Raw genomic sequence first — 24305 nt, forward strand, 5'->3', positions numbered from 1 at the left:
TATGCCGCAAGTTTCTTCTCCGCCCACCATTTTGATTGTCGAAGATGAATGGGTAATTGCTCTAGATATCAAACAACATCTGCAAAAATTAGGCTATAGCGTTTCTGGAACTGCTAATTCTGCCGAAAAAGCTTTGGAACTTGTTGCTACCACCAAACCCGCTCTAGTGTTGATGGATATTTACCTGCAAGGCGACAAAAGCGGAATTGAAGCAGCAGAGCAAATTCGCCAACAGTTTCAGATACCTGTTGTATTTCTCACTGCCCATGCCGATGAAGCAACTTTAACACAAGCGATCGCTACCCATCCCTACGGCTATATCGTTAAACCTTTTGAAGAACAGGATCTGATTATTGCTATTCAGGTAGCCTTAGCCAACCATCTCGCCGAACAAGCTATCAGACAAGCACTACAGAAAGAAAAACAACTCAACGAGCTGAAATCTCAATTTGTTTCCATTGTCTCCCATGAGTTTCGCAATCCCTTAAGTTCCCTACTCATGACACTGGAACTGTTTGAACAGCCAGATCTTCTCACCCCCCAAAAGCGACAAGCTCATATCGAACGGGGAAAAGCGACTATCAAGCACATGGCGCAATTGATCACAGATGTTTTGGTTCTCGGCCAAGTAGAACAAGAGCAATTTCACTTTCAACCAACACTCGTCAATATTTCCCAGTTCTGCTCCTACCTAATAGAAGATATCCAATCCCGTTCGCAAAGCACAGATAGACTAGTATTTACCGTGAACGGATGCGACGAAACAGCAAATCTTACCTATGAGCTAGATCCAAATTTATTGCAACATATCCTCACCAACTTGCTGGAAAATGCTCTAAAATATTCGCCACCAACCAGCAAAGTTACCTTTAAGTTACGCTGTGAGCCAGATTACATTCAATTCGAGATTCAAGATCGAGGAATTGGACTAACCGATCAAGATCTGACAAAGCTATTTACGCCCTTTCATCGAGGAATGAATGTCAGCAACATTCCCGGTACAGGATTGGGGTTATCAATCACCAAAAAGTGTGTTGATGCACATAGGGGACAAATCTTAGTTGACAGTAATGTTGGTATCGGCACAACTTTTACTGTTATCCTACCAGCACTGAAAATTCTTAACTCCAATCCTAACCTCTACCAGCCCAACCATGATTAACTCTCATGCTCGATCAGGCTGTTGACCGTTGACCGTTGACAATCAACAGTTAACAGTCAACTTTTCCCCACCAGTAGTTGTGCAATTTTGACGCGCATTCGCTTACTAATTTTTACACGTCAAATCGGTTTATTTGATATAAAATATCACTGCTATAAACTAATGTTGTAAATATTAAATGTTCGTATAAGCCAAAAATCAAGCATATTTACCTCAAAATCAAAAAATATTAATGATAGGCTTTAAGTATTATTATCTATTACTGAGATATTCTTTTATTCATTGATACAATTTACCGATTGCTTTCGGGATTAAGAGAATATGTTTAATCAAAATTTTGTAAGTTTTGCTACAGAAAATCCAAATTGATTTTTTTGCATAAACCAAATGAATTTTCTGGAGAAAAAAAATGTATTTTGTGTAGAGAATAACTAATTTTTATGCATAATAGATACAAATATCAGGGGTGAAAAATTTTGATTCAGCAGAAGTTGCTAAGAGTTAATCGCTCTGTCTAGCTAATTTAAATGCGAATATTATTAACAACCCTTGGTAAAGGTTGCATGGAAGCAAATAAGTAAAATCAAGGATAAACAGCAGTTTACCTAAAGACGGTCAAAGCCAAGTTATTGGTCGAAACTTCATCTACTTAGGACTTGACTTTACATCGCAACCCAATGTAACATATACTACTTTATAGGTGTGCAGAAATTCCCACATTAATTGTTGCTTATAGCAATTAATTATGGATATTTCGTGGAGAGGAAAACGGAAAATATGTCTCATACATTGTGGAAGAATCTGGTATTACTACCAGTGTTTTTGGGTGCAAATGCATTAGCTTCGTCTAGTGTCATGGCTGCGGAAATATTAAATGCTTCTAACTCAGAAGCAGGAAAAAATACCATTGATACTGCCGTTGCAATAGAGCAACCAAAAGCTAGTCAGCAATTACTTGCTCAAGCGAAAACTGATGAGAACAAAGTTTTAATCAGTGACGCTAATAATCAAGATTCAATGTCTCAAGTTACGTCAGTTTCCCAATTTTCTGACGTACAACCAACCGATTGGGCATTCCAAGCATTACAATCTCTCGTTGAGCGCTATGGATGTATCGCCGGATATCCCAATGGAACTTATCGGGGAAATCGTGCTTTAACTCGGTATGAATTTGCTGCGGGTTTAAATGCTTGTTTAGATAGAGTTAATGAACTAATAGCCACAGCAACTGCTGACTTAGTCACCAAACAAGATTTAGCTACCCTCCAGCGTTTACAAGAAGAATTCTCCGCAGAACTAGCAACCTTACGCGGTCGAGTAGATTCTTTAGAAGCACGTACTGCGGAATTAGAAGCAAATCAATTTTCGACAACAACCAAGTTAATTGGTGAAGCAGTTTTTGTCGTCACTGATACCTTTGGCGAGAACAACAATAACAAAACTGTCTTTCAAAACCGGGTACGTTTAAACTTCCAAAGCAGCTTCACTGGTAGAGATACACTAAACACTAGACTTGCAACTAGCAATGCGGTGGGATTGACTTTACCAAATAACACATTTGAGGGTACTCAAACTTTTAACTTAGCACCCACTACCAATAACAGTGTTGCCGTAGACTGGTTGTCATACTATTTCCCTCTGGGTAACTCCCAAGTATACTTAGTAGCCACTGGCGGTATTCACTCCGATTACGCTCCTACCGTTAACCCCTACTTTGAGGATTTTGACGGCGGTAATGGTGCTTTGTCTACCTTTGCAACAGAAAGCCCAATTTACCGGATTGGTGGTGGTGCAGGTGCAGGTGTTAACTTCGTCTTTGGTGGTGAAAACAGTAGTTTCAAACCTTCCATTAGCTTAGGTTACCTAGCATCCCAAGGTAATAACCCAGCACCAAATGCAGGTTTATTTGAAGGTAATTATGCTGCTCTAGCACAATTAAACCTCAACCTTGGCAATCGTCTGAGCGTGGCTGCAACCTACGTTCACGGTTATCATAGCGCCAACAGTGCTTTATTTGATGCTGGTTTTATCAATAGTGGTGTAGTTGGAACTTCACAAGCCAACTTTGTCGGTGGTGGTAATCCATATCAGAGTAACTCCTACGGTTTTGGGGCGGCTTTCAAACCCAGCGACAAACTGTCAATTAGTGGCTTTTTAATGTACAGCGACGTTACAGACTTAATTGGCAATAATAATGGTGAAGTCTGGAGTTATGGCGTTGGTGTCGCTTTACCCGATTTAGGTAAAAAAGGCAACCTTTTAGGCATTTTTGCAGGTGCCCAGCCATACTTAGGTAGTGTAGGTGGCGATCGCCCTTACCACATTGAAGGCTTCTATAAATATCGTGTCAGCGATAATATCTCCATTACTCCTGGTGTGATTTGGTTAACCAGCCCTGGTCAAGTTCCCAATGGGGATAACGCCGTAATTGGTACTTTAAGAACCACTTTCACCTTCTAAATTCTCCACAAGGAAAAGTACAAAGGCGGTGAGGTTAATTCCTACACCGCCTTTAGTAGTAATTACGGCTGGGTTTAACCCAGAAATTTCCAGACCCCACCCTTTCTGTCAACCGTCAACACTTCGAGTGAGCTTCAGTGACCACCGTCAACCGTCAACAACCATAAATATTCAAGTAGTCGCAGACAATTTGACTTGAACAATTAAATCGTTGCAATCCCAATCGCTACTGGCTCCTACTGTATCCTCAAAAGCAAAGATGTTGTTTCCTAAGAGGCGAACATGACTGTTTTTTCCCGGATTCGCACCGATAAATGGGCTGTAAACTGCTAAGTCACTGGAATTACTATTTAAAATTGCTTCCACAGTGGTATTAGCAATAATATAAGGTGCAAACAGCCAACCTGATTCAAAACTGCTGCTGAAAGTAGCTGTACCTTGATTGCTTACCTTTAAATCAATACCCTCAACACGAGCGCGCAGCATTGCTTTAAGATAACCTGCATCCCCTGGACGGAAGTCAATTTTGCCATCGCGATCGCTATCAATTCCACCATCTGCATCGTCTATTCTACAGAAGCCTATCAAGTTGTCGTAAGCAGCTTCTCTGTGGACTATAAATTCTGCTTTTACTTTAGTTTTGGCTTCCCGTAAATCAATGACTTCGCCTTGATGTTTTCCTTGCAAAGCTGTACCTAGAGGGATGTCTTGATTAGTTTCCTTAAACTTAATGACTAAATCCCTACCTCCAATACCTAAACCTTTCCAAGCTAGAGAGAACCCCTCAGTTTCTGTGCTTACCACACTGAGATTGGTCGCAGATGAAAAGACTACCTCGGAGAAAGAAGTTTGTCCAGACAGCACAGAATAACTTGTGCTGCTTTTGATTGTGTAGAATCTCAAGTTTGTACCTGAGTTGAATTCTAATAAGTTTGGCAGATCGGCAGGATTAAAACCAGTGGGTGCATTAGCAATAGCAGAACAAACTATCTTTGCTCGCTTGAGAGCTACTTCTGCGTAACCAACTGCACTAGGAGCAATTCCGTCAATTGTACCTTGTGCATCGTCAACGACAAACACACCTATCTCATTGACTGTTTGAGAATTACTACCTTCAATTTTGATTGACAGTTTTGCTTTATCACCTTTAATTTTACTTTTGACAGTAAAGATATTCTCAGTAACATTAGTTATCTTGATAGTGGTTTTCACCTCAGAAGTTGTAAAAAACCCAAGCTGCTCAAAATTAATAGAAAAATCTTTATCAACGAAAAGTCCTCCACTGTCAGTAGTACGGACGCGGATATTGTAAATAGATTTAGTCGCAGAATATTTAATTTTTAGACGACCCTCTTCGATAATGAACGCATCATTATCAGTATCACCAGTGCCTTGAACTAAACTGTAAATGTGTTTCTCTGTTTTGTGTGTATCAGTGGTGCGGAAGATACCAATAAGTTTGTCATCATCGCCATAAGCATCATCACTGTCATCATCACCACTACCATCACCATATTCATCATCGTCGTCACCATCACCATATTCATCATCGTCATCGTCATCGTCATCGTCATCGTCATCGCTGACAGCGCTAAATATTAACTCTGTTGGGGCGGAATTATAATACAGTACTGAGATGCTACCAGACTCAGCATCTGCTACTACCAAGTCAGATTTGCTGTCATTATCTATATCTCCCACAGCAACGTAATCTAAAGATGTTTCTACTGTGAAATTAGTCGCAGTACTAAAACCCGCCTTACCGTCATTCAACAGCACCGAGACTTGCTTCTGCTCAGGGTTTGACAATACTAAGTCAACTTTGCCATCACCATCTATATCTTCCAAGACAACAGAATTAGAACTTGTCCCAATTGTGAAATTAGTGGTATTACCAAAGCCACCATTACCATCGTTCAACAGTACTGAGACATTACCAGAGGCATAGTTTGCTACTAACAAGTCAAGTTTTTGATCGCCGTCTATGTCTCCCACGACAACGCCAGAAGGTACAATCCCGACTGTGATATTGGTAGGAGGATCAAATCCGCCCATACCATCGTTGAAAAATACGGATACATTTTCCTTTTCAGCATCCCCCACTACCAAGTCAATTTTGCCATCACCGTTGATATCTCCTAGTACAACCATCGAAGGTTTAATATCTAACGCGATCGGGCTGGGAGTACTAAAACCACCTATACCATTGTTGGAAAATATAGAAATGCTTTTGTTTTCAGCGGACGCTATTACCAAATCAACTCGATCATCATTGTTTATAGCTCCCACCGCAATGGAAGTAGGAGTTGTCCCGACTGTAAAATTAATAGCTTCATCAAAGCCGCCACGATCATCGTTTAAGAATACTGAGATGTTTTCGTCATCAACGTTCGCCACCAATAAGTCAGGTTTTTTGTCACCGTTTAAGTCTTTGACTACGACAGAAGAAGGACGCGAATCAACTGGAAATTGATTAGCACTTGTAAATGATAGGCTCATGATTTTTCCGTGAAGCGTGTGTTGGCTTCCTCACCCGTTTATTTTTAGCTTGTAAAAGAGGCAGCAAATTTAATTTTATTCATTGCAATGGTGAGGAATACATCATCAGGTTATTGTGAAAATCATGAAAAAAGCTTCAGTAAACTTACTATGAATTTCTTCAGGAAAAATACTTAATACCTGGAAGATAAAGTTTGATATTTTGTGATAAAAATATCTTGACTGGTCAAAAAAAAACTTAAAAATAACTAAAAAATAAAAGTACTTTTAATAATGCTAATGATCGCTGGATATTGATTTTATCTATGATTGGTTGCTCAAATATGAATTATTGCACTAAGAGTCATGCAGGGAGAAATTTGCCACGAGCATCCAGCTTTTAATCTTATTTTGAATAATCATTCCCTAGTTCAACTGCTTCTACTCGATTTACTCATGCGAGTTTTAAGTGTATTTAAGTTTATTTATGAATATTTTGCGTAATTTTACTGATGTTGAGCAAATTAGACTAAAAAATGTCTGGGCAATATTTCCCCAGCGCGAGTATAAAAGATAAATTACTTAGCTCAAATATATTCTCTGGATAGAGCGAAAATTAGCATGGCAAATCGGTTGCGAAAACTGACATCCAAGCCTTTAGGGAAAAATCAGCCTCGTGCAGGTATGAAGTATCTGTTTGTGAAACCCCAAAACAATAGTCAGTTGGGAAATTGGTTAATATCAACACTAGCGATCGCTGCATTGGCTAGCAGTGTGGGATTAGTAATGACTTTTGCCTGGATTAGCATTCTCTTTATCTTCAATCCAGAGAAAATTATTTGGCTAAATAAATATTTACCAGAATGGGCGCAAATTACAGTTGTTAATGAGGGTGAACGACCTCAAACGCTCAAACAAATTAAAATCGCTCTGGGTCAAAAAAAGCTTGTAGCTGGGCAAACCCTAACTTTGGCTAAGGATAAAAAAAACTCTTTCTTACTACCAGTTATTCAACAGCGCTCCAATTGCCAATTAGATTGTCAAGTAATTGTCGAACTGAGGGTATATCAAGAGTCCCAAGATTTGGAATTTCAATCCCTACCGGAAAAATATTATCATCTGGTTTCCCAATTAAAGACGGCCGGGCCGGAAGAAGCCTTTGTTTTAGCTTCCACAGATGAAGCTAGTAGAGTAGACAATGCAGAAAACAGCCTTCCCTTACCCTTAAATGAGTTAGAAACCTTTCCCAGTGACAAGTCATCATCAGGTATTTGGTTTGATTTACAAGGTAAATTACCTCAAGGCGCAGGTGCGATCGCCTACGGTAAAATTGTCTACTACAATTCCCAACGCAGTCAGTTGCATGAGATGTTGGCGTGGAAAAGCCCCAATGGACAAGTACCTAAATGGCAGCAAGTAACTGGCGATGCTACCAAAGAATTAGTGATCGATCAAACAGTCGGGTTAGAACCACAGTTACGCATTTATCAAGTTAAACCTTTAAATTTGGCGGCTCAACCCATTGAATTAGCAGAAATTTCCCTGAAAATACCAGCATTCAAAGATAATGCTTACGAAGATGCTTTGCTACTCGCCCGCAATGGATTATGGACGCCAGCCTATGAATGGTTGCAATCTATCCAAAAACAGCGAAAACAAGCGTTTCCACCAGCAGCACAAGCACAAATGACTGTAATTCAACTGCATTCGCAAATCACTAAAAGCCAAGCCGATCAAATTTGGGCAATTCCTAGCCAAGAGGTACTCGCAGATTTGATTGATGGTCGCTGGGAGAAGGCTTTACAGGTATTTGCTGCATCATCAGAGAATGTCCAAGAAATTGCAACCCTACTGCAAATGGATGGCGGTAGGTTATGGAATCGCGCCACAACTGCATTGCGCGTCAATCCTAAACGCTCAGAAGTTGCAGCTTGGGGAGCATTAATTTTAGCAGTGCAACGAGGAGAAGAACGGGCAATTTCTTGGTTGCAAGCCCAACCACAAATTAGTTCCGATACTCTAACTCGCATTCAAGATTTATTAGTCATGCTCAATCATCAAGGAGTCAAACCGAAAATTATTTCCACTCATCCCAGCCGCATTGTTGGTGCAGTACAACCAATAACACAAGTTATTAGCAGCGATTGGCTAAGACCAAACCCCCAAGGAACTCTCAAACTTCCAGATAACGAAGTTTGGTATCAGATAGAGGTGAGTGCATTTCATGATGGTAAACGCTGGCTAAATTTTCCCTTTGCCAATTTACAACTACCAAAAATTTCTCCGGCGAAATTTCTTTGGGAAACTTTAGGTATTTATTCTGATCCAGGAATTTTACTCGTCATTTGGTTACCCAATGGCGAACAACAAATTACTACTGCCACAATTCAAGGGATAAAAATACAGGATGGAGTTTTACGCCTATTAGTAGCCGGACAAAAAATTGCTAACGACCAAAATAACTGGCTGCAACCCCAGCCATTAGCTTTGACAGATGCGGCGCTGGAATGGGTACAACCATCGCCCTTGACGGTGGAACAACTATCTCAACAAGATCCCGCCAGGGTGAAAATATTGCTACCTACGGTGTGGCGAACTTTACAAAAATCAGGGCAAATTCCCCCAGGTACTATGCCAAGCGTGCCACAGATGCAGCAACAACTAGGTTATTGGCCTGTACAGGTGATGAATTTAACCAATAATCCTCAGCCAGAAACTGTACTGACTATTTCCACAGAAGCGATCGCCGCCTTGCAGGAATCGCTGAAGCAGGAAATTGAACCAACAAAAAATTTATCTCGTCCCCGCACTCTTATCTTGTCTAATAGTGGTAAAGTACTTTATACTGATTTTCAATCAAATTCCGAGCAATCACTGACAGCGATCGCAAAGCTGTCAGACCTGTCATCTCTGGCATTGTTAGTGGAGAATGGCAATAAGTATAGCCTCAAGCGCTGGTCAAAGAAAAATCAACGCTTTGAATAACAGCAACAATCCGGCTGAAGTATGCAGACACCCGGAGGGTGCCTTATCGGAGGCTAATCATAAATTCAGTGGCAGTGAGTGCAACCTCATCAGTAAGGTTACTGGATTGAATCTTCGGCAGCTAAGAAATAAAGACAATTTCTTGATGTTGCCTTCAGCCTCCAGACTTCAGACTACGGTTTGCTTAACGTTCTTGGCTATTGCTAGACAGACGTTGCTCTTTGAGATTCTGCAACTGCATCAGCAAAGAGTCAATCTCTGCTTGCAAGTGCATAAATTTGATTTGCTGATCGTCTTGGTAATAAGACTTGTTTAACTTGCTTGCCCAAGCTTCTTGGGAAGAGCGGTCAGAAACACTAGATGAATAGGTAGACATAGTTAACTCGATCCACAACTCAACTCACACCATTAGAGATATTATAATAATGTAGTTTTAAGCTTTGTTAAATAATTGTATCGTTTCTATCACTTACTCTAATAGATTTGGAGTTATGTGATAAGAGACTCCAATTGTCACAGATGTGTTCCAGAGAAAACATCACAAAGCTGTGAGGAAAACGGTAAATAAAACTTATGGTAAAACGCCAAAGCCATAAGAAATTACTTGATTCTTGTGTTGAGCGCCGCTAGTGGTGCAAGATGTGTACCACTGGTATTTTTCTGTTTGCACTAAAAAAATTTGTATAAATCACCGTGACTGTAAGCCCGTCTGTTGCTAAATCTCATCGCCAACCTTGGCCTGGACTGATAGAAGCCTATCGTGAATACTTGCCTGTCAGCGAAAAAACGCCGGTTGTTACTCTGTTGGAGGGTAACACGCCTTTGATCCCAGTACCAGCGATCGCAGAACGCATTGGTAGACAAGTGCGCGTGTTTGTGAAATACGATGGTCTCAACCCCACTGGTAGCTTCAAAGACCGGGGAATGACCATGGCCATTTCTAAAGCGAAGGAAGAAGGCGCTAAGGCGGTGATTTGTGCCAGTACGGGTAACACCTCAGCAGCAGCCGCTGCTTACGCCAGACGGGGGGGAATGAATGCCTTTGTGCTGATTCCCGATGGGTATGTAGCTTTAGGTAAGTTAGCCCAAGCTTTGTTATACGGTGCGGAAGTATTAGCGATTAAAGGAAATTTTGACCGCGCCTTGGAAATTGTCCGGGAAATGGCCCAAAGCTATCCCATTACCTTGGTGAATTCGGTTAATCCCTACCGCTTAGAAGGGCAGAAAACAGCCGCATTTGAAATTGTCGATGTGCTGGGTAATGCTCCAGATTGGCTGTGTATTCCTGTAGGGAATGCGGGAAATATTTCTGCTTACTGGATGGGCTTTTGTCAATATCACCAAGCTGGGAAATGCGATCGCTTACCCAAGGTGATGGGATTCCAAGCCGCAGGTGCAGCCCCCTTAGTCAATGGCCAGCCAGTAGCGCACCCGGAAACCATTGCTACAGCGATTCGCATTGGGAATCCAGCGAGTTGGGAAAAAGCGATCGCCGTCAAATCAGCCAGTCAAGGAAACTTCCACGCCGTCACCGATGCCGAAATTCTTGATGCTTACCGCCTTTTAGCATCAACCGAAGGTGTATTTTGCGAACCAGCCAGCGCCGCTTCCGTCGCTGGACTGTTGCAAGTCAAAGACCAAATCCCCTCAGGAGCCACCGTCGTTTGCGTCCTTACCGGCAATGGACTGAAAGACCCTGATACAGCTATTAAGCACAGCAACAGTCAATTCAAACAGGGAATTGCCGCAGAATTAGGAGCCGTAGCCGAAGCAATGGGATTTTAAAAATCCGTAGGGGCGGGGTTTTCCCGTCCTGAAGAATTCAGATTTTGAGAAATTTGAATCTCTTGAATTGGCGATACGGATTCTCTAACTGTCTTGCTAAGCTTTAATTGTCCTATTACTTTCAATCTCAATTGAAATTTAAATGGGCTAAAAAGATTGATGTAATTACCATTAATCAAACGAATTTGACTAATCAGGTGAGTAGTGACAATTTTATTTGTTTGGTATTGGGTAACTGGATTATGAAAATTATAATTCTTAATTAATTCATCATTACTAGTGAGAAGAATCCCTAAGATTAAAGAAGAAAATTTTTCAATATTAGTTAGGCGAGCGTCCAATATATCTATAAAAAATTCTTGAATAAATTCCCGAATGACTAGAATACTCATAAACGAATAATCTATGAGAATTTTACTAGCTTTCGACAAATCTTTTTTCAAGGTAATTGTTGCTTGTTGATAATCAATAGTAAAATCAGTATCTTCCTCAAGAAGAACTTGTTCCTGATCAAAAATGAGATGACAGAGAGTGAAACCCCGAACCGGGGTTTTATCTAGTTGATAAGTCAACCCTGTTTGTTGAAGATCGATGATGATTTCTTGGTGCAGTTCTTGTAACTGTGGCTGATTAGAACTGCTTTCTTTAATATTTTGACTGATTTCTAAGCTACTAGGATAAATACCAATGAGTGGTAGGGATTCATCTGTGGTATCAGTAAGTGGTAAAGCCAGAATATGATTTGTTGGCTGGGGGATGAATCCAGCCAGTTCTGTTTGCAGCAATTCGCTAATGTTTAGCAGTAAATTTTGAATCACGGCTATTGTGCATTATTGTGCATTATTGATGGTTTCTAATATCAAGATCATACCTTTGATAAAAGCACCGACACCAGTGAAATTAGCTGCGGTCACTGTACCAGTAAAGACAACATTACCAGATTCACGCTATCTGCTTGTTAATCTCTAATTCTGAAATTGGGGATATCCAATTAAAAAATAACAAAATTTTAAAGTATAAATAATAACAAACTATATATTTTAAATCAGTTTGTAGTAAGCACCAAAGTGCTTCATAACAAAGGACTGAAGTCCTTACTACGAATTGATTAAGCCAAAATTGCCGCTAATAAAAATAGGCTGTCTACTAAAATAGTGCTTAAAACTGCCCCACCAAAAGCATACCAGTGTCGTTGCTGGTTGAATAAAGGTACAATTCCCAAACTTAACAGTAGCAAAGCGAGAATGACTGCCCAAGTTTGCCCCCAAGGTGTTTGTACTTGCATGAGAGCAGTTTGTAGAATTTCTGAGACTTCCTCAGGCTCTACTCGCATAATTTGCCGCCAATAAGGCATTAAATCTACTACATAAAAATATACATCCGTTAAGACTGTACCGAATAAAGAACCTAAATAAAACCAACTACCAACTTTGTTCCAATTCCGCGCCAAACACCAACAGGCAAAAGGTAATCCTATCGACTCTACTGGTAAATGCCATAAGGGTTCCCAGCGTAACCATCCCCAGTAAATCGCGCCTGCTAGCCAACTCCAGCTGAAACCTAAGAGCAAATCACCCCAAAGATAAGTTGCTGAACGTGACATTAAGGTAAAACTCAGCCATACCCAAAATCCTGTCATCGCCAAACTTAAACTAGGAAGCGATCGCACTAACGGTGCTTCAATAAACACTGGTACAGATACCAAAAATACAGCCGCCGCTAACACTAGCCAAAGCTTTGTCGCAGCAGGAGAAATTGGCAGATTAGGCGATTGCGAGAGTGTTGTCTCTAATTCACCTATACCTGTATGTCCCTGAGTAATGCTGTGTAACTCAGTATCTATAGGGTTGGTAGAAGTACCGTAAGATGACAATGTATTATTAATCAACGTTTTTAATAATTGTTACTAAACTTTATCTTACTTAAGATATCACACGAAAAAATCCCCCCCTGGGGCATATTTATCTTACCTGATTTTGCGGAAAACGGATGAGGGGACAAGGGAGGCAAAGGAGACATGCCCCATGCCCAATGCCCAATGCCCCATGCCCAAACTATTCGCGATCGCACAAACTTTAAAAGATAATCGTCAAGCCTTAATCTATTTGAGCGCAAAGCTAGCCATTAACCGCTACTCTCTGAATTGGAGAGTGCTAAATTAATGGCGCGGCTTCGTGGGGATAAATAAAAACCCGCAGCTTTGTTTTGTATTATCCTGGCAAGTTCGCCAGATAGTTGATTTGTGTAATTGGTTGTAGTCTCAGCGATCGCAGGTAAGCTAATGGCTTTATTTAAACGTCAAAGGTTCTTAATGTTGAGTGCGGTATCTGCTACTGTTTCCGTAGCCGCATTTCCGCTGCAAGTTCTCAGCGCCCAGCCTAGCCCAGTGGATGAGGGGGTGCAACAAATGAATATTTTGCAAGCAATTATTTTAGGTTTTGTCCAAGGGATGACAGAATTCCTCCCGATTAGTAGTACCGCCCATTTAAAAGTTGTACCTGTGGTGCTGGGTTGGGGCGATCCGGGGGTAGCTTTTACAGCAATTATTCAATTGGGTAGTATTGCAGCAGTGCTGTGGTACTTTTGGCCTGATTTGTCACGCATTATCAAGGGTTCGGTCAGAGCAATTTCCCTGAAAGATTATTATGATTATGACTTGCGGCTAGCTTTGGGGATTATTTTGGGAACAGTACCCATTGTTTTTTTTGGACTGTTAATCAAAAAATTTATCCCAGATTTTGATAATTCTCCCATTAGAAGCTTAAGTGCGATCGCTGTGGCTTCGATCGTCATGTCACTGTTGCTGGGATTAGCAGAACAGGTAGGTAAGCGTCAGCGCAACTTTGAAAAACTGAACATGAATGACGGGCTATTGATGGGTTTAGCGCAAGCTTTAGCATTAATTCCTGGTGTATCGCGTTCTGGTTCTACCCTCACAGGGGGGTTATTTATGGGATTAGAACGGGAAACAGCAGCCCGGTTTTCATTTTTGCTGGGTATTCCCGCCATTACCCTAGCGGGGTTAGTGGAGTTAAAAGGTGTTGTCGAAGCAGGGTTAAGTAGCGCCAGCATAATTCCCTTAGTTGCAGGCGTGATTTCATCTGCTATTTTTTCTTATATTGCGATCGCTGGATTACTGCGCTTCCTCAAAACCCGCAGTACCTGGGTGTTTATTTGGTATCGATTAGTATTTGGTGTATTAATCTTGGGGGCCATTAGTGCTGGTTTCTTGAAGAATATTTAAAAAAATCAGTGGTCAGCTGGGCTGACCACTGTATTATTCAAAAAAATTACCGCTTATGCTTAAGCAATTACAAGGATGTCACTATAACTCAAAGCAGGTTTAGAACTGAGTACAGCAATTTGTGTAGCTGCTAGACTACCTGTACCATCAATGTCAAACAATAAATTTCCAGTAGTCGAGTTATAGATAAAGCGATCGGAAACATCACCCGCAGCTGTGCCTAAGACAAATTGCTCAGATGTAATTGTTGCACCTGCTACTAAACCACCGCCAAAACCAGAGGCAGAAACATAAATTTTGTCGCCTTGACTACTCAAGAAATCAGTAATAACATCAATCCCTTGATTAGCAGCATTGACAGTAAATTTGTCTGCTCCACTGCTACCTGTTAGCGTATCATTGCCTAAGCCTCCAACTAGAATATCGTCTCCAGCCCCACCATTAATGCGGTCATTGCCTGCACCACCATTGACGGTGTCATTGCCTGCACCTGTAGTGATGATGTCGTTTTTACTTGTGCCTGTGACTTGGAACCGATTGATATTGTAGAAAGAAATGTAGTCCAAAAAGTTGCTGCTGGCGGCTTGATAGCGTTGGGCAACACCAGAGGACTCGCCATTATTTTCGTAGGCATAAAAGTTCATCTCCCTACCCACATCATCGACTGAGTAGTCCACAATCAGCAGGTCATCGCCACTGCCGCCATCAGCTTGGTCGGTTGTACCTAATCCCAGGTTGATGGTATCGTTGCCTGCACCTGTGTTGAAGGTTTCGTTGCGACGATAGATGGCTGAGTTGACTGTGGTCGGTTGGTTAATTGTGTCGTTACCGGAACCTGTGGTAATGGTAAATTCTTCAAAATTTGTGGCTGTGACTCCGCCCAAGGTGAGGTTACTGCCCAGTATGCCAATGGTCTGGTTACTGGTTTGACTGGACAAATCCAGGATCAGTCGGTCAATCCCTGCACCGCCATCGACAATATCAGTACCGCCACCACCATTAATGTAATCGTTGCCATCGCCGCCGTTGATGCTGTCATTACCTAAGCCACCATTAATGTTGTCATTGTCTGCACCACCGAGTATGGTGTCATCACCAGCCCCAGCATTAATGTAATCATTGCCTGCACCACCGTTGACGGTGTCATTGCCTACACTTGTGTTAATGCTGTCGTTTTTACTTGTACCTGTGACTTGGAAACGGTTGATGTTGTTGAAATAAATGTAGTCCAGATAGCTGCTTGCGGTTGCTGAAAAACGGTAGGCACTACCAGATGATTCACCATTACTGCTGGAAGCACTAAAGTTCATCTGTTGACCCACGTCGTCAACGGAGTAGTCCACAATCAGCAGGTCATCACCTGTGCCACCATCAGCACGGTCATCTGTACCTAACCCCAGGTTGATGGTATCATTGCCTGCACCTGTGTTGAAGGTTTCGTTGCGACGATAGATGGCTGAGTCAACTGTGGTTGGTTGGTTAATTGTGTCGTTACCGGAACCTGTGGTGATAGTGAATTCTTCAAAGTTTGTGGCTGTGACTCCACCTAAGGTGAAATTACTGCTCGGTAAGCTCAAGGTCTGGTTACTGGTTTGGCTGGACAAGTCCAGGATCAGTCGGTCAATCCCTGCACCACCATCAATGATATCGGTTCCGCCACCACCGTTGATAGTGTCGTTGCCATCGTCGCCATTGATGCTGTCATTGCCTAAGCCACCATTAATGTTGTCATTGCCTGCACCACCGAGTATGGTGTCATCACCAGCCCCACCATTAATGTAATCATTGCCTGCACCACCGAGTATGGTGTCATTGCCTGCACCTGTAGTAATGTTGTCGTTTTTACTTGTACCTGTGACTTGGAAACGGTTGATGTTGCTAAACGAGATGTTGTCCAGATAGCTGCTGGTGGCTGCTTGATAACGGTAGGCACTACCAGATGATTCACCATTACTGCTGGAAGCACTAAAGTTCATCTGTTGACCGACATCGTCAACGGAGTAGTCCACAATCAGCAGGTCATCACCTGTGCCGCCATCAGCACGGTCATCTGTACCTAACCCCAGGTTAATGGTATCGTTGCCTGCACCTGTGTTGAAGGTATCGTTGCGACGGTAGATAGCTGAGTCAACTGTGGTTGGTTGGTTAATGCTGTCGTTACCTGCGCCTGTGGTGATAGTGAATTCTTCAAAGTTTGTGGCTGTGACTCCACCTAAGGTGAAGTTACTTCCTAGAAAGCCCAAGGTCTGGTTACTGGTTTGACTGGACAAGTCCAGGATCAGTCGGTCAATACCTACACCGCCATCGATGATATCTGTACCGCCACTACCAACTATGGTGTCGTTGCCGTCGCCGCCATTGATGCTGTCATTGCCTGTACCACCATTGATGCTGTCATTGCCATCGCCGCCATTGATGCTGTCATTACCTGCACCACCATTAATGCTGTCATTGCCTGCACCACCATTGATGCTGTCATTGCCTACACCTGTAGTAATGTTGTCGTTTTTACTTGTACCTGTGACTTGGAAACGGTTGATGTTGCTAAACGAGATGTAGTCCAAAAAGCTGCTGGTGGCTGCTTGATAACGGTAGGCACTGCCAAATGACTCGCCATTACTGCCGGAGGCATTCAAGTACATCTGTTGCCCCACGTCGTCAACGGAGTAGTCCACAATCAGCAGGTCATTACCTGTACCACCATCAGCACGGTCATCTGTACCTAACCCCAGGTTGATGGTATCGTTGCCTGCACCTGTGTTGAAGGTTTGGTTGCCACGGTAGATGGCTGAGTCAACTGTGGTTGGTTGGTTAATTGTGTCGTTACCGGAACCTGTGGTGATGGTGAATTCTTCAAAGTTTGTGGCTGTGACTCCACCTAAGGTGAAGTTACTTCCTAGAAAGCCCAAGGTCTGGTTACTGCTTTGACTGGACAAGTTCAGGATCAGTCTGTCAATCCCTGCACCGCCATCGATGATATCTGTACCGCCACCACCAACTATGGTGTCGTTGCCGTCGCCACCATTGATTCTGTCATTACCTGCACCACCATTGATGCTGTCATTACCTGCACCACCATTAATGCTGTCATTACCTGCACCACCATTAATGCTGTCATTGCCTGCACCACCGTTGATGGTATCATTACCAACACCTGTAGTAATGTTATCGTTTTTACTCGTACCTGTGACTTGGAAACGGTTGATGTTGTTGAAATAGATGTTGTCCAGATAGGTGCTGGTGGTTGCTTGAAAACGGTAGGCACTGCCAAATGACTCGCCATTACTGCTGGAGACATTCAAGTACATTTCCCTACCCACATCATCGACTGAGTAGTCCACAATCAGCAGGTCATTGCCTGTACCGCCATCAACACGGTCATTTGTACCTAACCCCAAGTTGATGGTATCGTTGCCTGCACCTGTGTTGAAGATGTCGTTGCGACGGTAGACAGCTGAGTTGACTGTGGTGGGTTGGTTAATTGTGTCGTTACCGGAACCTGTGGTGATGGTGAATTCTTCAAAGTTTGTGGCTGTGACTCCGCCTAAGGTCAAGTTACTGCCTAATAAGCCAATGCTCTGATTACTGGTTTGACTGGACAAATCTAGGATCAGTCGGTCAATACCTGCACCGCCATCGACGATATCTGTACCGCCACCACCAACTATGGTGTCGTTGCCATTGCCCCCATTAATCGAGTCATTACCTGCACCACCATTGATGCTGTCGTTGTCATCGCCGCCGTTAATGGTGTCATTACCAGCACCACCGAGTATGGTGTCATTACCAATACCACCATTAATGTTGTCATTACCTGCCCCACCATTAATGCTGTCATTGCCTGCACCACCGAGTATGGTGTCATTGCCTGCACCTGTAGTGATGTTGTCGTTTTTACTCGTGCCTGTAACTTGGAAACGGTTGATATTGCTAAACGAGATGTTGTCCAGATAGTTGCTTGCGGTTGCTGGAAAACGGTAGGCACTGCCAGCTGATTCGCCATTACTGTTGCTGTAAGCACTAAAGTTCATCTGTTGACCCACATCGTCAACGGAGTAGTCCACAATCAGCAGGTCATCGCCTGTACCGCCATCAGCACGGTCATTTGTACCTAACCCCAGGTTAATGGTATCGTTGCCTGCACCCGTGTTGAAGATGTCGTTGCGACGGTAGACAGCTGAGTTGACTGTGGTGGGTTGGTTAATTGTGTCGTTACCGGAACCTGTGGTGATGGTAAATTCTTCAAAGTTTGTGGCTGTGACTACACCGGGAATAGTTAGATCGCCATTGATGAGACCGAAGGTGCGCCCAGTTGTTTCAGTAGATAAATCCAAAATTAGGCGATCGCTACCTAATCCTCCATCTACTGTATCGTTACCTGCGCTAACTGTAATAGTGTCGTTGCCATCACCGCCATTGATGCGATCGTTGCCTAACCCACCATTAATTGTGTCGTTACCTGCACCACCGTTAATGGTATCGTTGCCTGCACCTGTGGTAATGGTGTCGTTTTTGCTTGTACCTGTGATTTGGAAACGGTTGATACCACTGAAGGAGATTGAATCAATCCAATTTCCTGTGGTCGATGTCCGTCCTGCACTGCCGGTAGATTCTTCAGTTACTGGGTTGGAACTAAAAATCATCCCATTTCCGACATCATCAATGGAGTAGTCGAGGATCAGCAGGTCGTCTCCTGTACCACCATCAGCGCGATCGCTCACACCTAAACCTGGATTAAGAGTATCATTACCTGCGCCACCGTTGAAAGTATCATTGCTGCGGTAAACTACTCCCCCGATTAAGGCCGCTTGCACTATTTGGTCGTTACCACTACCTGTAGTAATCGTGAAATTCTCAAAATTAGTGGCTGTAACAATTCCTGGTAAATTAATTCCCCCACTGGGGTTGGTAATTGTCAGATTAATAGTTTGACCTGATAAATCGAGATTGACAGTATCATTACCACTGCCACCATCCAGGGTATCAATTCCTAATCCACCCCTGATAACGTCATTACCATCATTACCACTAATTTTGTCATTACCAAATCCGCCATCTAGGTCATCATCGCCACTACTACCACTAATTACATCATCTCCGTTACCACCGTTAATGCGATCGTTGCCTAACCCACCATTAATAATGTCATTACCGGATGTGCCGCCAATTACGTCATTGGTGATGCTGAAAACGTTAGGCTGACGCAAGGCATTGAGATAACCTGAAAGTTGGCTAGAAGCTAAAGCTTGGTTGATTTTTTGGTCATATTCGGTTTGTGTTAGCCCAAAGCGGTTTTCATAAGCATCCAAACCAGCTATGACAAAACTCCAGTAAATAATTGCCTGATCGCCATTAGTAGGTGCATTAGCAACTAAACTGTTGAGAACAGTGTTTAAATCTGTGCTGCTTTCTAGGCTGTCATTGGCAAGGTTGTAAGTTGTATGAGGAAAGAAATTGCGTAATGATCCTTGAACCAACAATCGCCCAGTCAACTCACGGAATAAATCGTTCCAAATGCCTTGCAAAATTCTAGATGCTTGCGGGCCAGGATTAGGATTAGAACCATACTGAAGGAAACTGTCACCAAAGAAAGTTTCTAGAAATGCTAACTTGCGGCCATCAATTCCTCCACCACGACTATTAACAGCGACATTTTGCACACCAGCCCAGCGATAAAACAAAGCTTCAACTTGAGTTAAGAACTGGCTGTAAAACTGTTCGTAATTACTAGTATCTAGCAATACTAAATCTCGCATCATGCTGAGCAAGGTTGAATCTTTGCTCATGGCGATGTAGAGGTTTGGTAAGTTGCCGTAGCCTTTGAGGATGGGCAAAAATAAGGTTTCAGTTTTGAGTTGATAGTCTTTGGTGTAGTAACTTGTTAGCTGATCTAAAGTGAACCAGACATCAACAATTTCTCTTGTTGTCCCATTGGCGAGGGTATAGGTGCTGGTACTGCTGATGCGGTTGCCTTCATTGGTAAGATTAACAGTTTGGTAATTGAGGTTAATACTTTTAATTCCCCAATCGTTTAAGCTTCTGAGTTCCCCTAAATCACTAAAACCATCCCCATCTCTATCTCGCCAAATTCTAAGATTAGCAAACTGAGCATCACTGGCATTGATGATATTGTCATTATTACTATCTAGTTGTTTTAAGATGATGAAACCATCTGTTGTAGCGTTACCAAATAGTTCGGTGATATCGTCAATCTGATAATTGTTGTTTTTATCGAGTGCCAGAATTCCATCATCGGGTTTAACCCATCCTGTTCTTTCTGCAAATCCATCCGCATCAAGGTCGAAGAAAGCTGTAGAGTTTTGCAGAGATATTAATTCGATACCATCATTGTCCAGATCAAGGACAAGGGGAGAAATGGCATTTTTTGCTCCTCCCCATGCATCAGCAGCCCCTTCTGTCCCACCTGAGCCACTTGTACCACCTGAAGTGTCACCTCCTGGAGTCAAACCACCTCCGTCTATGAGGTCTTTGATATTTCTCAGACCCGTCAACGGACTTCGGCTACCTGGATTGGGCAATTCTTGGATAAATCTGGAACTACTATCTTGAATCCTTCTGCCTGCGTCATTGTACGCAGCTGGATCGAGATTTTCTATCGCTGTTTGGCGATCGCGTATACCTCTAGCAAAATCGAACCCACCTCTATTATTTGTATTTTGTTGTAGTCCTAAAGGGTCAAGAAAATTAACTGGATCGTTGAGTGAGTAAGCATACAAGTTCAATCCACCCGCCTGACCAAGGGGATCGGGATTCATAAATCGACCGAATGCAGGTGAATAATATCTTGCCCTCATGTAGTCGAGTCCACTGGCATCATCCATTACACCCCATTGGCCAATATATTCAAAGGGGTTGGCGACTCCTTCAGTTTTTGTTATGGCTTCACCAAAGGGACGATAACTATAGCGGTTAACGTAACTTCCTGATGCACCTGTTAACCCAACTGTGGAACCGATCGCATCAAAATCATAATAATTAGCTACACCACCACTGCCAAAACGCCCGACTAAACCTATGCCATGCGTGTAATTGGCAATTAACCCACCACTACCGTTATACTCACCAACTATATCTCCTAATCCTATGGGATCGACTAAGTATTCTGTGCGTTGCCCGTTAAACACAACAGCAGTGCGGTTTCCCAAGGCATCATATTCATAAGCAAAAGTCCCTTGGGGTGTTGTGCCACTAATTAAGCGGTTTTCATCGTTGTAAACGTAAGTCCAAGTCTGAGTGCCATCAACAACCTTAATTAAATTCCCATCTGCATCATAGGTATAAATTGCACTACCAACCTGAGTATATTGATTGAGATTATTTGCGGTATAGTTTGTTGTTACTCCATTGACAGTGCTACTAATGCGATTCCCCGCCGCATCATAGGTGTAACGCAAATCTTGATCTGTCAAACTCGCATTAGTGTAATCCAAAAAAGCACGAGTTAACTGTCCTGAGGCATCATACTCATAGGTTGTTTTTCCTTCTGCTGTGGTGACGCTGGTTTGACGACCTAAACTATCGTAGGTGTAGCGGAAATAGGAGTTTACCGTACCATTGACAGCATAATTCGAGATATCGGTAAGTTGATTGGCAGCATCATAGCTATAGGTTGTGTAAGTGCCGTTACCGTTGGTTTCTCGGCTCAAACGCCCTACTGCATCATAAGTGTAAGTAATTAGGCTCGCACCAGTGGCATTAGTTAACCCAGTTAACCGATCATCTGCATCGTAGCTATAGTTAACGGTGAATCCACTCTGATCCACCATTTTTGTCCGCTTTCCCTCACTGTCGTAGCTATATTGCAGCCAGCGTCCATTAGGATAAGTAATTTTAGTGAGGCGATTCTCTGTGTCATAGTCGAAGCTAATTGTGTCACTTCCCTTGGTAATGGCACTAATCTTCCCGTTAGTGTTGTAAGTGTAACTTTCAAAAGTGCCGTCATCAAAGGTCTTGCGCGTCACCTTCCCCTGACTATCGTATGTATATTGGAATGTATCGCCACTGCGTTCTTTGGCTTGAGCTAAATTACCTGATAGATCGTAACTAAAAGTTTCCGACGTTCCATTGGCATGAGTAATTCCACTCAACTCACCATAGGTGTTATAGCTATATTGAGTTACTTGTCCCTTCTGATCTGTTACTGTAGTCGGCGAATCCAAATTTCCTGTATAGGTAAAGCTTACCTTTTGATTCAAGGGGTCTGTTTGACTCAACAATCGCCCTTGAGCATCATAGCTAAATTTAGAAATGCTATTTCCTGGTGCAGTGATTTGACTAAGATAGTCATTGGCATCATAACTAAATTGAGTTACGCGATTGAGTGGATCTTGTATGCTTTGAACCTGACCTGTGCTGGTGAAGCGGATTTGTGTCGTAGAGCCATTTGCATCCTTGATGTTAATTACACCAGGAGAAACGTAATTATAAGTAACTGGACTATTGTTATTGGTCATAAACTGTTGTTTCGGTTATTTGAGAGTGAAATTTGATACTTTGACAAAGTCTCACTATTTATACGTAAACAGCCTCTGGTATTCCGTAAAAACTTAAGTTCTTTAGATAAGAGATTTACAGCTTATGCAATACCATTTTCATCTCAGTCAAAAATGGAGAACGAGAATAAAATCGATCTCACAGGTTGCTGGGAGTAAGTTAAAGAATGTGTAAAGTTATCAAAACATTTTTATGAAGATTTCATAAATTAAGATGAGTATTTGGCTAAATTTTCTTCTATGAGTACTGCAATTTGTCGCAGACAGAGAGCTTTATAGAAATTTCATAAAACTCTCTGCCTTGCCTAGATAATTAATAAACGATTTCGGATTAATATTATGAGTGCGCTTACCATTCGTCCTGCCCGAATTAGTAAAGTCTTACCAGATTCCATAGCTGCTGAAATTGGCTTTGAAGCGGGAGATGCGATCGTTGCAATTAACGGTACACGCCCCCGCGATTTGATTGATTATCAATATTTATGTGCTGATGAAGTTTTGGAATTAGAAGTTTTAGATGCGGCTGGTAAAACCCATCACTTGGAAATAGAAAAAGATTACGATGAAGACTTAGGGCTAGAATTTGAATCGGCTTTATTTGATGCTTTAATTCAGTGCAATAACCACTGCCCATTTTGCTTTATCGATCAACAACCACCGGGTAAGCGTTCTAGCTTGTATTTTAAAGATGACGATTACCGTTTAAGCTTTTTGTACGGCTCTTATTTAACTTTGACTAATTTACCAGAAAGGGAATGGCAGCGGATTGAACAAATGCGCCTGTCTCCTTTATATGTTTCTGTTCATGCTACAGAACCGGAAGTTAGAACTAGATTGCTGAAAAATCCCCGTGCTGGGCAAATTTTGTCACAGTTGAAGTGGTTCCAAGAAAGACGGCTACAAATTCATGCCCAAGTGGTGGTTTGTCCGGGTATAAATGATGGTATACATTTGGAACAAACCCTCAAAGACTTAGCGTCATTTTATACTGGTGAAGTGCCAACAGTCGCATCGGTGGCTGTGGTACCGGTGGGGTTAACGCGGTTTCGTCCCCAAGAAGACGAACTGATCGCGGTAACGCCCGAAAAAGCGCAAGAAGTGATTTCCCAAGTGCGATCGCTCTCCCAAGACTTTCGGCAAAAATTCGGTTCCAGTGTGGTTTGGTTGGCTGATGAGTGGTTTTTAATTGCCGGTGAGGAATTGCCTAGTGAAGCAGAATATGAAGAATATCCGCAAATTGATAATGGTGTTGGTTCGATTCGATTATTTCTCAAGCAATTCGCCGCCGCCGCAAAATCACTACCATCCGAAATTTCTCCCCAGAAAAAATTAACTTGGGTAGTTGGTAATGCAGTAGAAAAAGCATTTCAACCAATTCTCCAACAGTTAAATACTGTAGCGGGTTTGCAAGTAAATATGCGGGCATTAGCTAGCGATTATTGGGGACAAAAAATTAGCGTTACAGGCTTATTAACAGGGCACGATCTACTTTTAAATTTACAAGGCCAAGATTTAGGCGATGGCATTTTGCTGCCAAATGTCATGCTTAAACATGGTGAATTGTTATTTTTAGATGATATGAGTATTGAAGCAGTCGCCAGTAAACTGGGAACTAAAATCTTTCCCGTAGCAGGAATTGAAGAATTAATCGATACCTGTATTGCTTAAACGACTCTGC

11 protein-coding genes are annotated in these 24305 nt (G+C 42.4%); 6 read left to right on the top strand and 5 right to left on the bottom strand.

The features are described 5' to 3' along the window. The first annotated feature begins 1 nt into the window (after nucleotide 1). Together H6G41_RS14215 and H6G41_RS14220 are read left to right on the top strand one after the other, a co-directional pair. Nucleotides 2-1162 carry an ATP-binding protein gene (locus H6G41_RS14215; RefSeq protein ID WP_190746830.1) on the top strand — a complete coding sequence of 387 codons (1161 nt, stop codon included), beginning with the start codon at nucleotides 2-4 and terminating at the stop codon, nucleotides 1160-1162. 777 nt (nucleotides 1163-1939) lie between these two features. Then, complete coding sequence (locus H6G41_RS14220) at nucleotides 1940-3622, top strand: iron uptake porin (protein ID WP_190746831.1); 1683 nt, start codon at nucleotides 1940-1942, stop codon at nucleotides 3620-3622. A gap of 171 nt (nucleotides 3623-3793) precedes the next feature. On the opposite strand, the gene H6G41_RS14225 is transcribed toward H6G41_RS14220, so the two are convergent. Next, a complete protein-coding gene (locus H6G41_RS14225; RefSeq protein WP_190746832.1) occupies nucleotides 3794-6121 on the bottom strand; it encodes a VCBS repeat-containing protein in 2328 nt (775 codons plus the stop codon). 600 nt (nucleotides 6122-6721) lie between these two features. Between H6G41_RS14225 and H6G41_RS14230 the strand changes: the two genes are divergently transcribed. Further along, nucleotides 6722-9085, top strand: coding sequence for a hypothetical protein (locus H6G41_RS14230; RefSeq protein WP_190746833.1), 2364 nt, complete (start codon nucleotides 6722-6724; stop codon nucleotides 9083-9085). 184 nt (nucleotides 9086-9269) lie between these two features. Here H6G41_RS14230 and H6G41_RS14235 read toward each other — a convergent pair whose 3' ends face one another. Beyond that, nucleotides 9270-9461: a hypothetical protein gene (locus tag H6G41_RS14235; protein WP_190746834.1), complete on the bottom strand. Its 192-nt coding sequence runs from the start codon at nucleotides 9459-9461 to the stop codon at nucleotides 9270-9272. Nucleotides 9462-9778: 317 nt separating this feature from the next. On the opposite strand from H6G41_RS14235, the gene thrC reads away from it, so the two are divergent. Further along, nucleotides 9779-10870 carry a threonine synthase gene (gene thrC, locus H6G41_RS14240; RefSeq protein WP_190746835.1) on the top strand — a complete coding sequence of 364 codons (1092 nt, stop codon included), beginning with the start codon at nucleotides 9779-9781 and terminating at the stop codon, nucleotides 10868-10870. Here the strand turns inward: thrC and H6G41_RS14245 are convergent. Further along, nucleotides 10867-11688 carry a hypothetical protein gene (locus tag H6G41_RS14245; protein WP_190746836.1) on the bottom strand — a complete coding sequence of 274 codons (822 nt, stop codon included), beginning with the start codon at nucleotides 11686-11688 and terminating at the stop codon, nucleotides 10867-10869. The genes thrC and H6G41_RS14245 overlap by 4 nt on opposite strands. Nucleotides 11689-11978: 290 nt before the next feature. Next, nucleotides 11979-12758: a DUF3120 domain-containing protein gene (locus H6G41_RS14250; protein ID WP_190746837.1), complete on the bottom strand. Its 780-nt coding sequence runs from the start codon at nucleotides 12756-12758 to the stop codon at nucleotides 11979-11981. Between the two features lie 393 nt (nucleotides 12759-13151). Between H6G41_RS14250 and H6G41_RS14255 the strand changes: the two genes are divergently transcribed. Continuing rightward, complete coding sequence (locus H6G41_RS14255; RefSeq protein ID WP_190746870.1) at nucleotides 13152-14114, top strand: undecaprenyl-diphosphate phosphatase; 963 nt, start codon at nucleotides 13152-13154, stop codon at nucleotides 14112-14114. Between the two features lie 59 nt (nucleotides 14115-14173). Here H6G41_RS14255 and H6G41_RS14260 read toward each other — a convergent pair whose 3' ends face one another. After that, nucleotides 14174-22588 (bottom strand): RHS repeat-associated core domain-containing protein, encoded by an 8415-nt coding sequence (locus H6G41_RS14260; protein ID WP_190746838.1) that lies wholly within the window; start codon nucleotides 22586-22588, stop codon nucleotides 14174-14176. A 378-nt stretch (nucleotides 22589-22966) separates the two neighbouring features. On the opposite strand from H6G41_RS14260, the gene H6G41_RS14265 reads away from it, so the two are divergent. Further along, a complete protein-coding gene (locus tag H6G41_RS14265; RefSeq protein WP_190746839.1) occupies nucleotides 22967-24295 on the top strand; it encodes a TIGR03279 family radical SAM protein in 1329 nt (442 codons plus the stop codon). The last annotated feature ends 10 nt before the right edge of the window (nucleotides 24296-24305 follow it).

It is taken from the genome of Tolypothrix sp. FACHB-123, from assembly GCF_014697075.1.
Taxonomy (GTDB): Bacteria; Cyanobacteriota; Cyanobacteriia; order Cyanobacteriales; family Nostocaceae; genus Aulosira.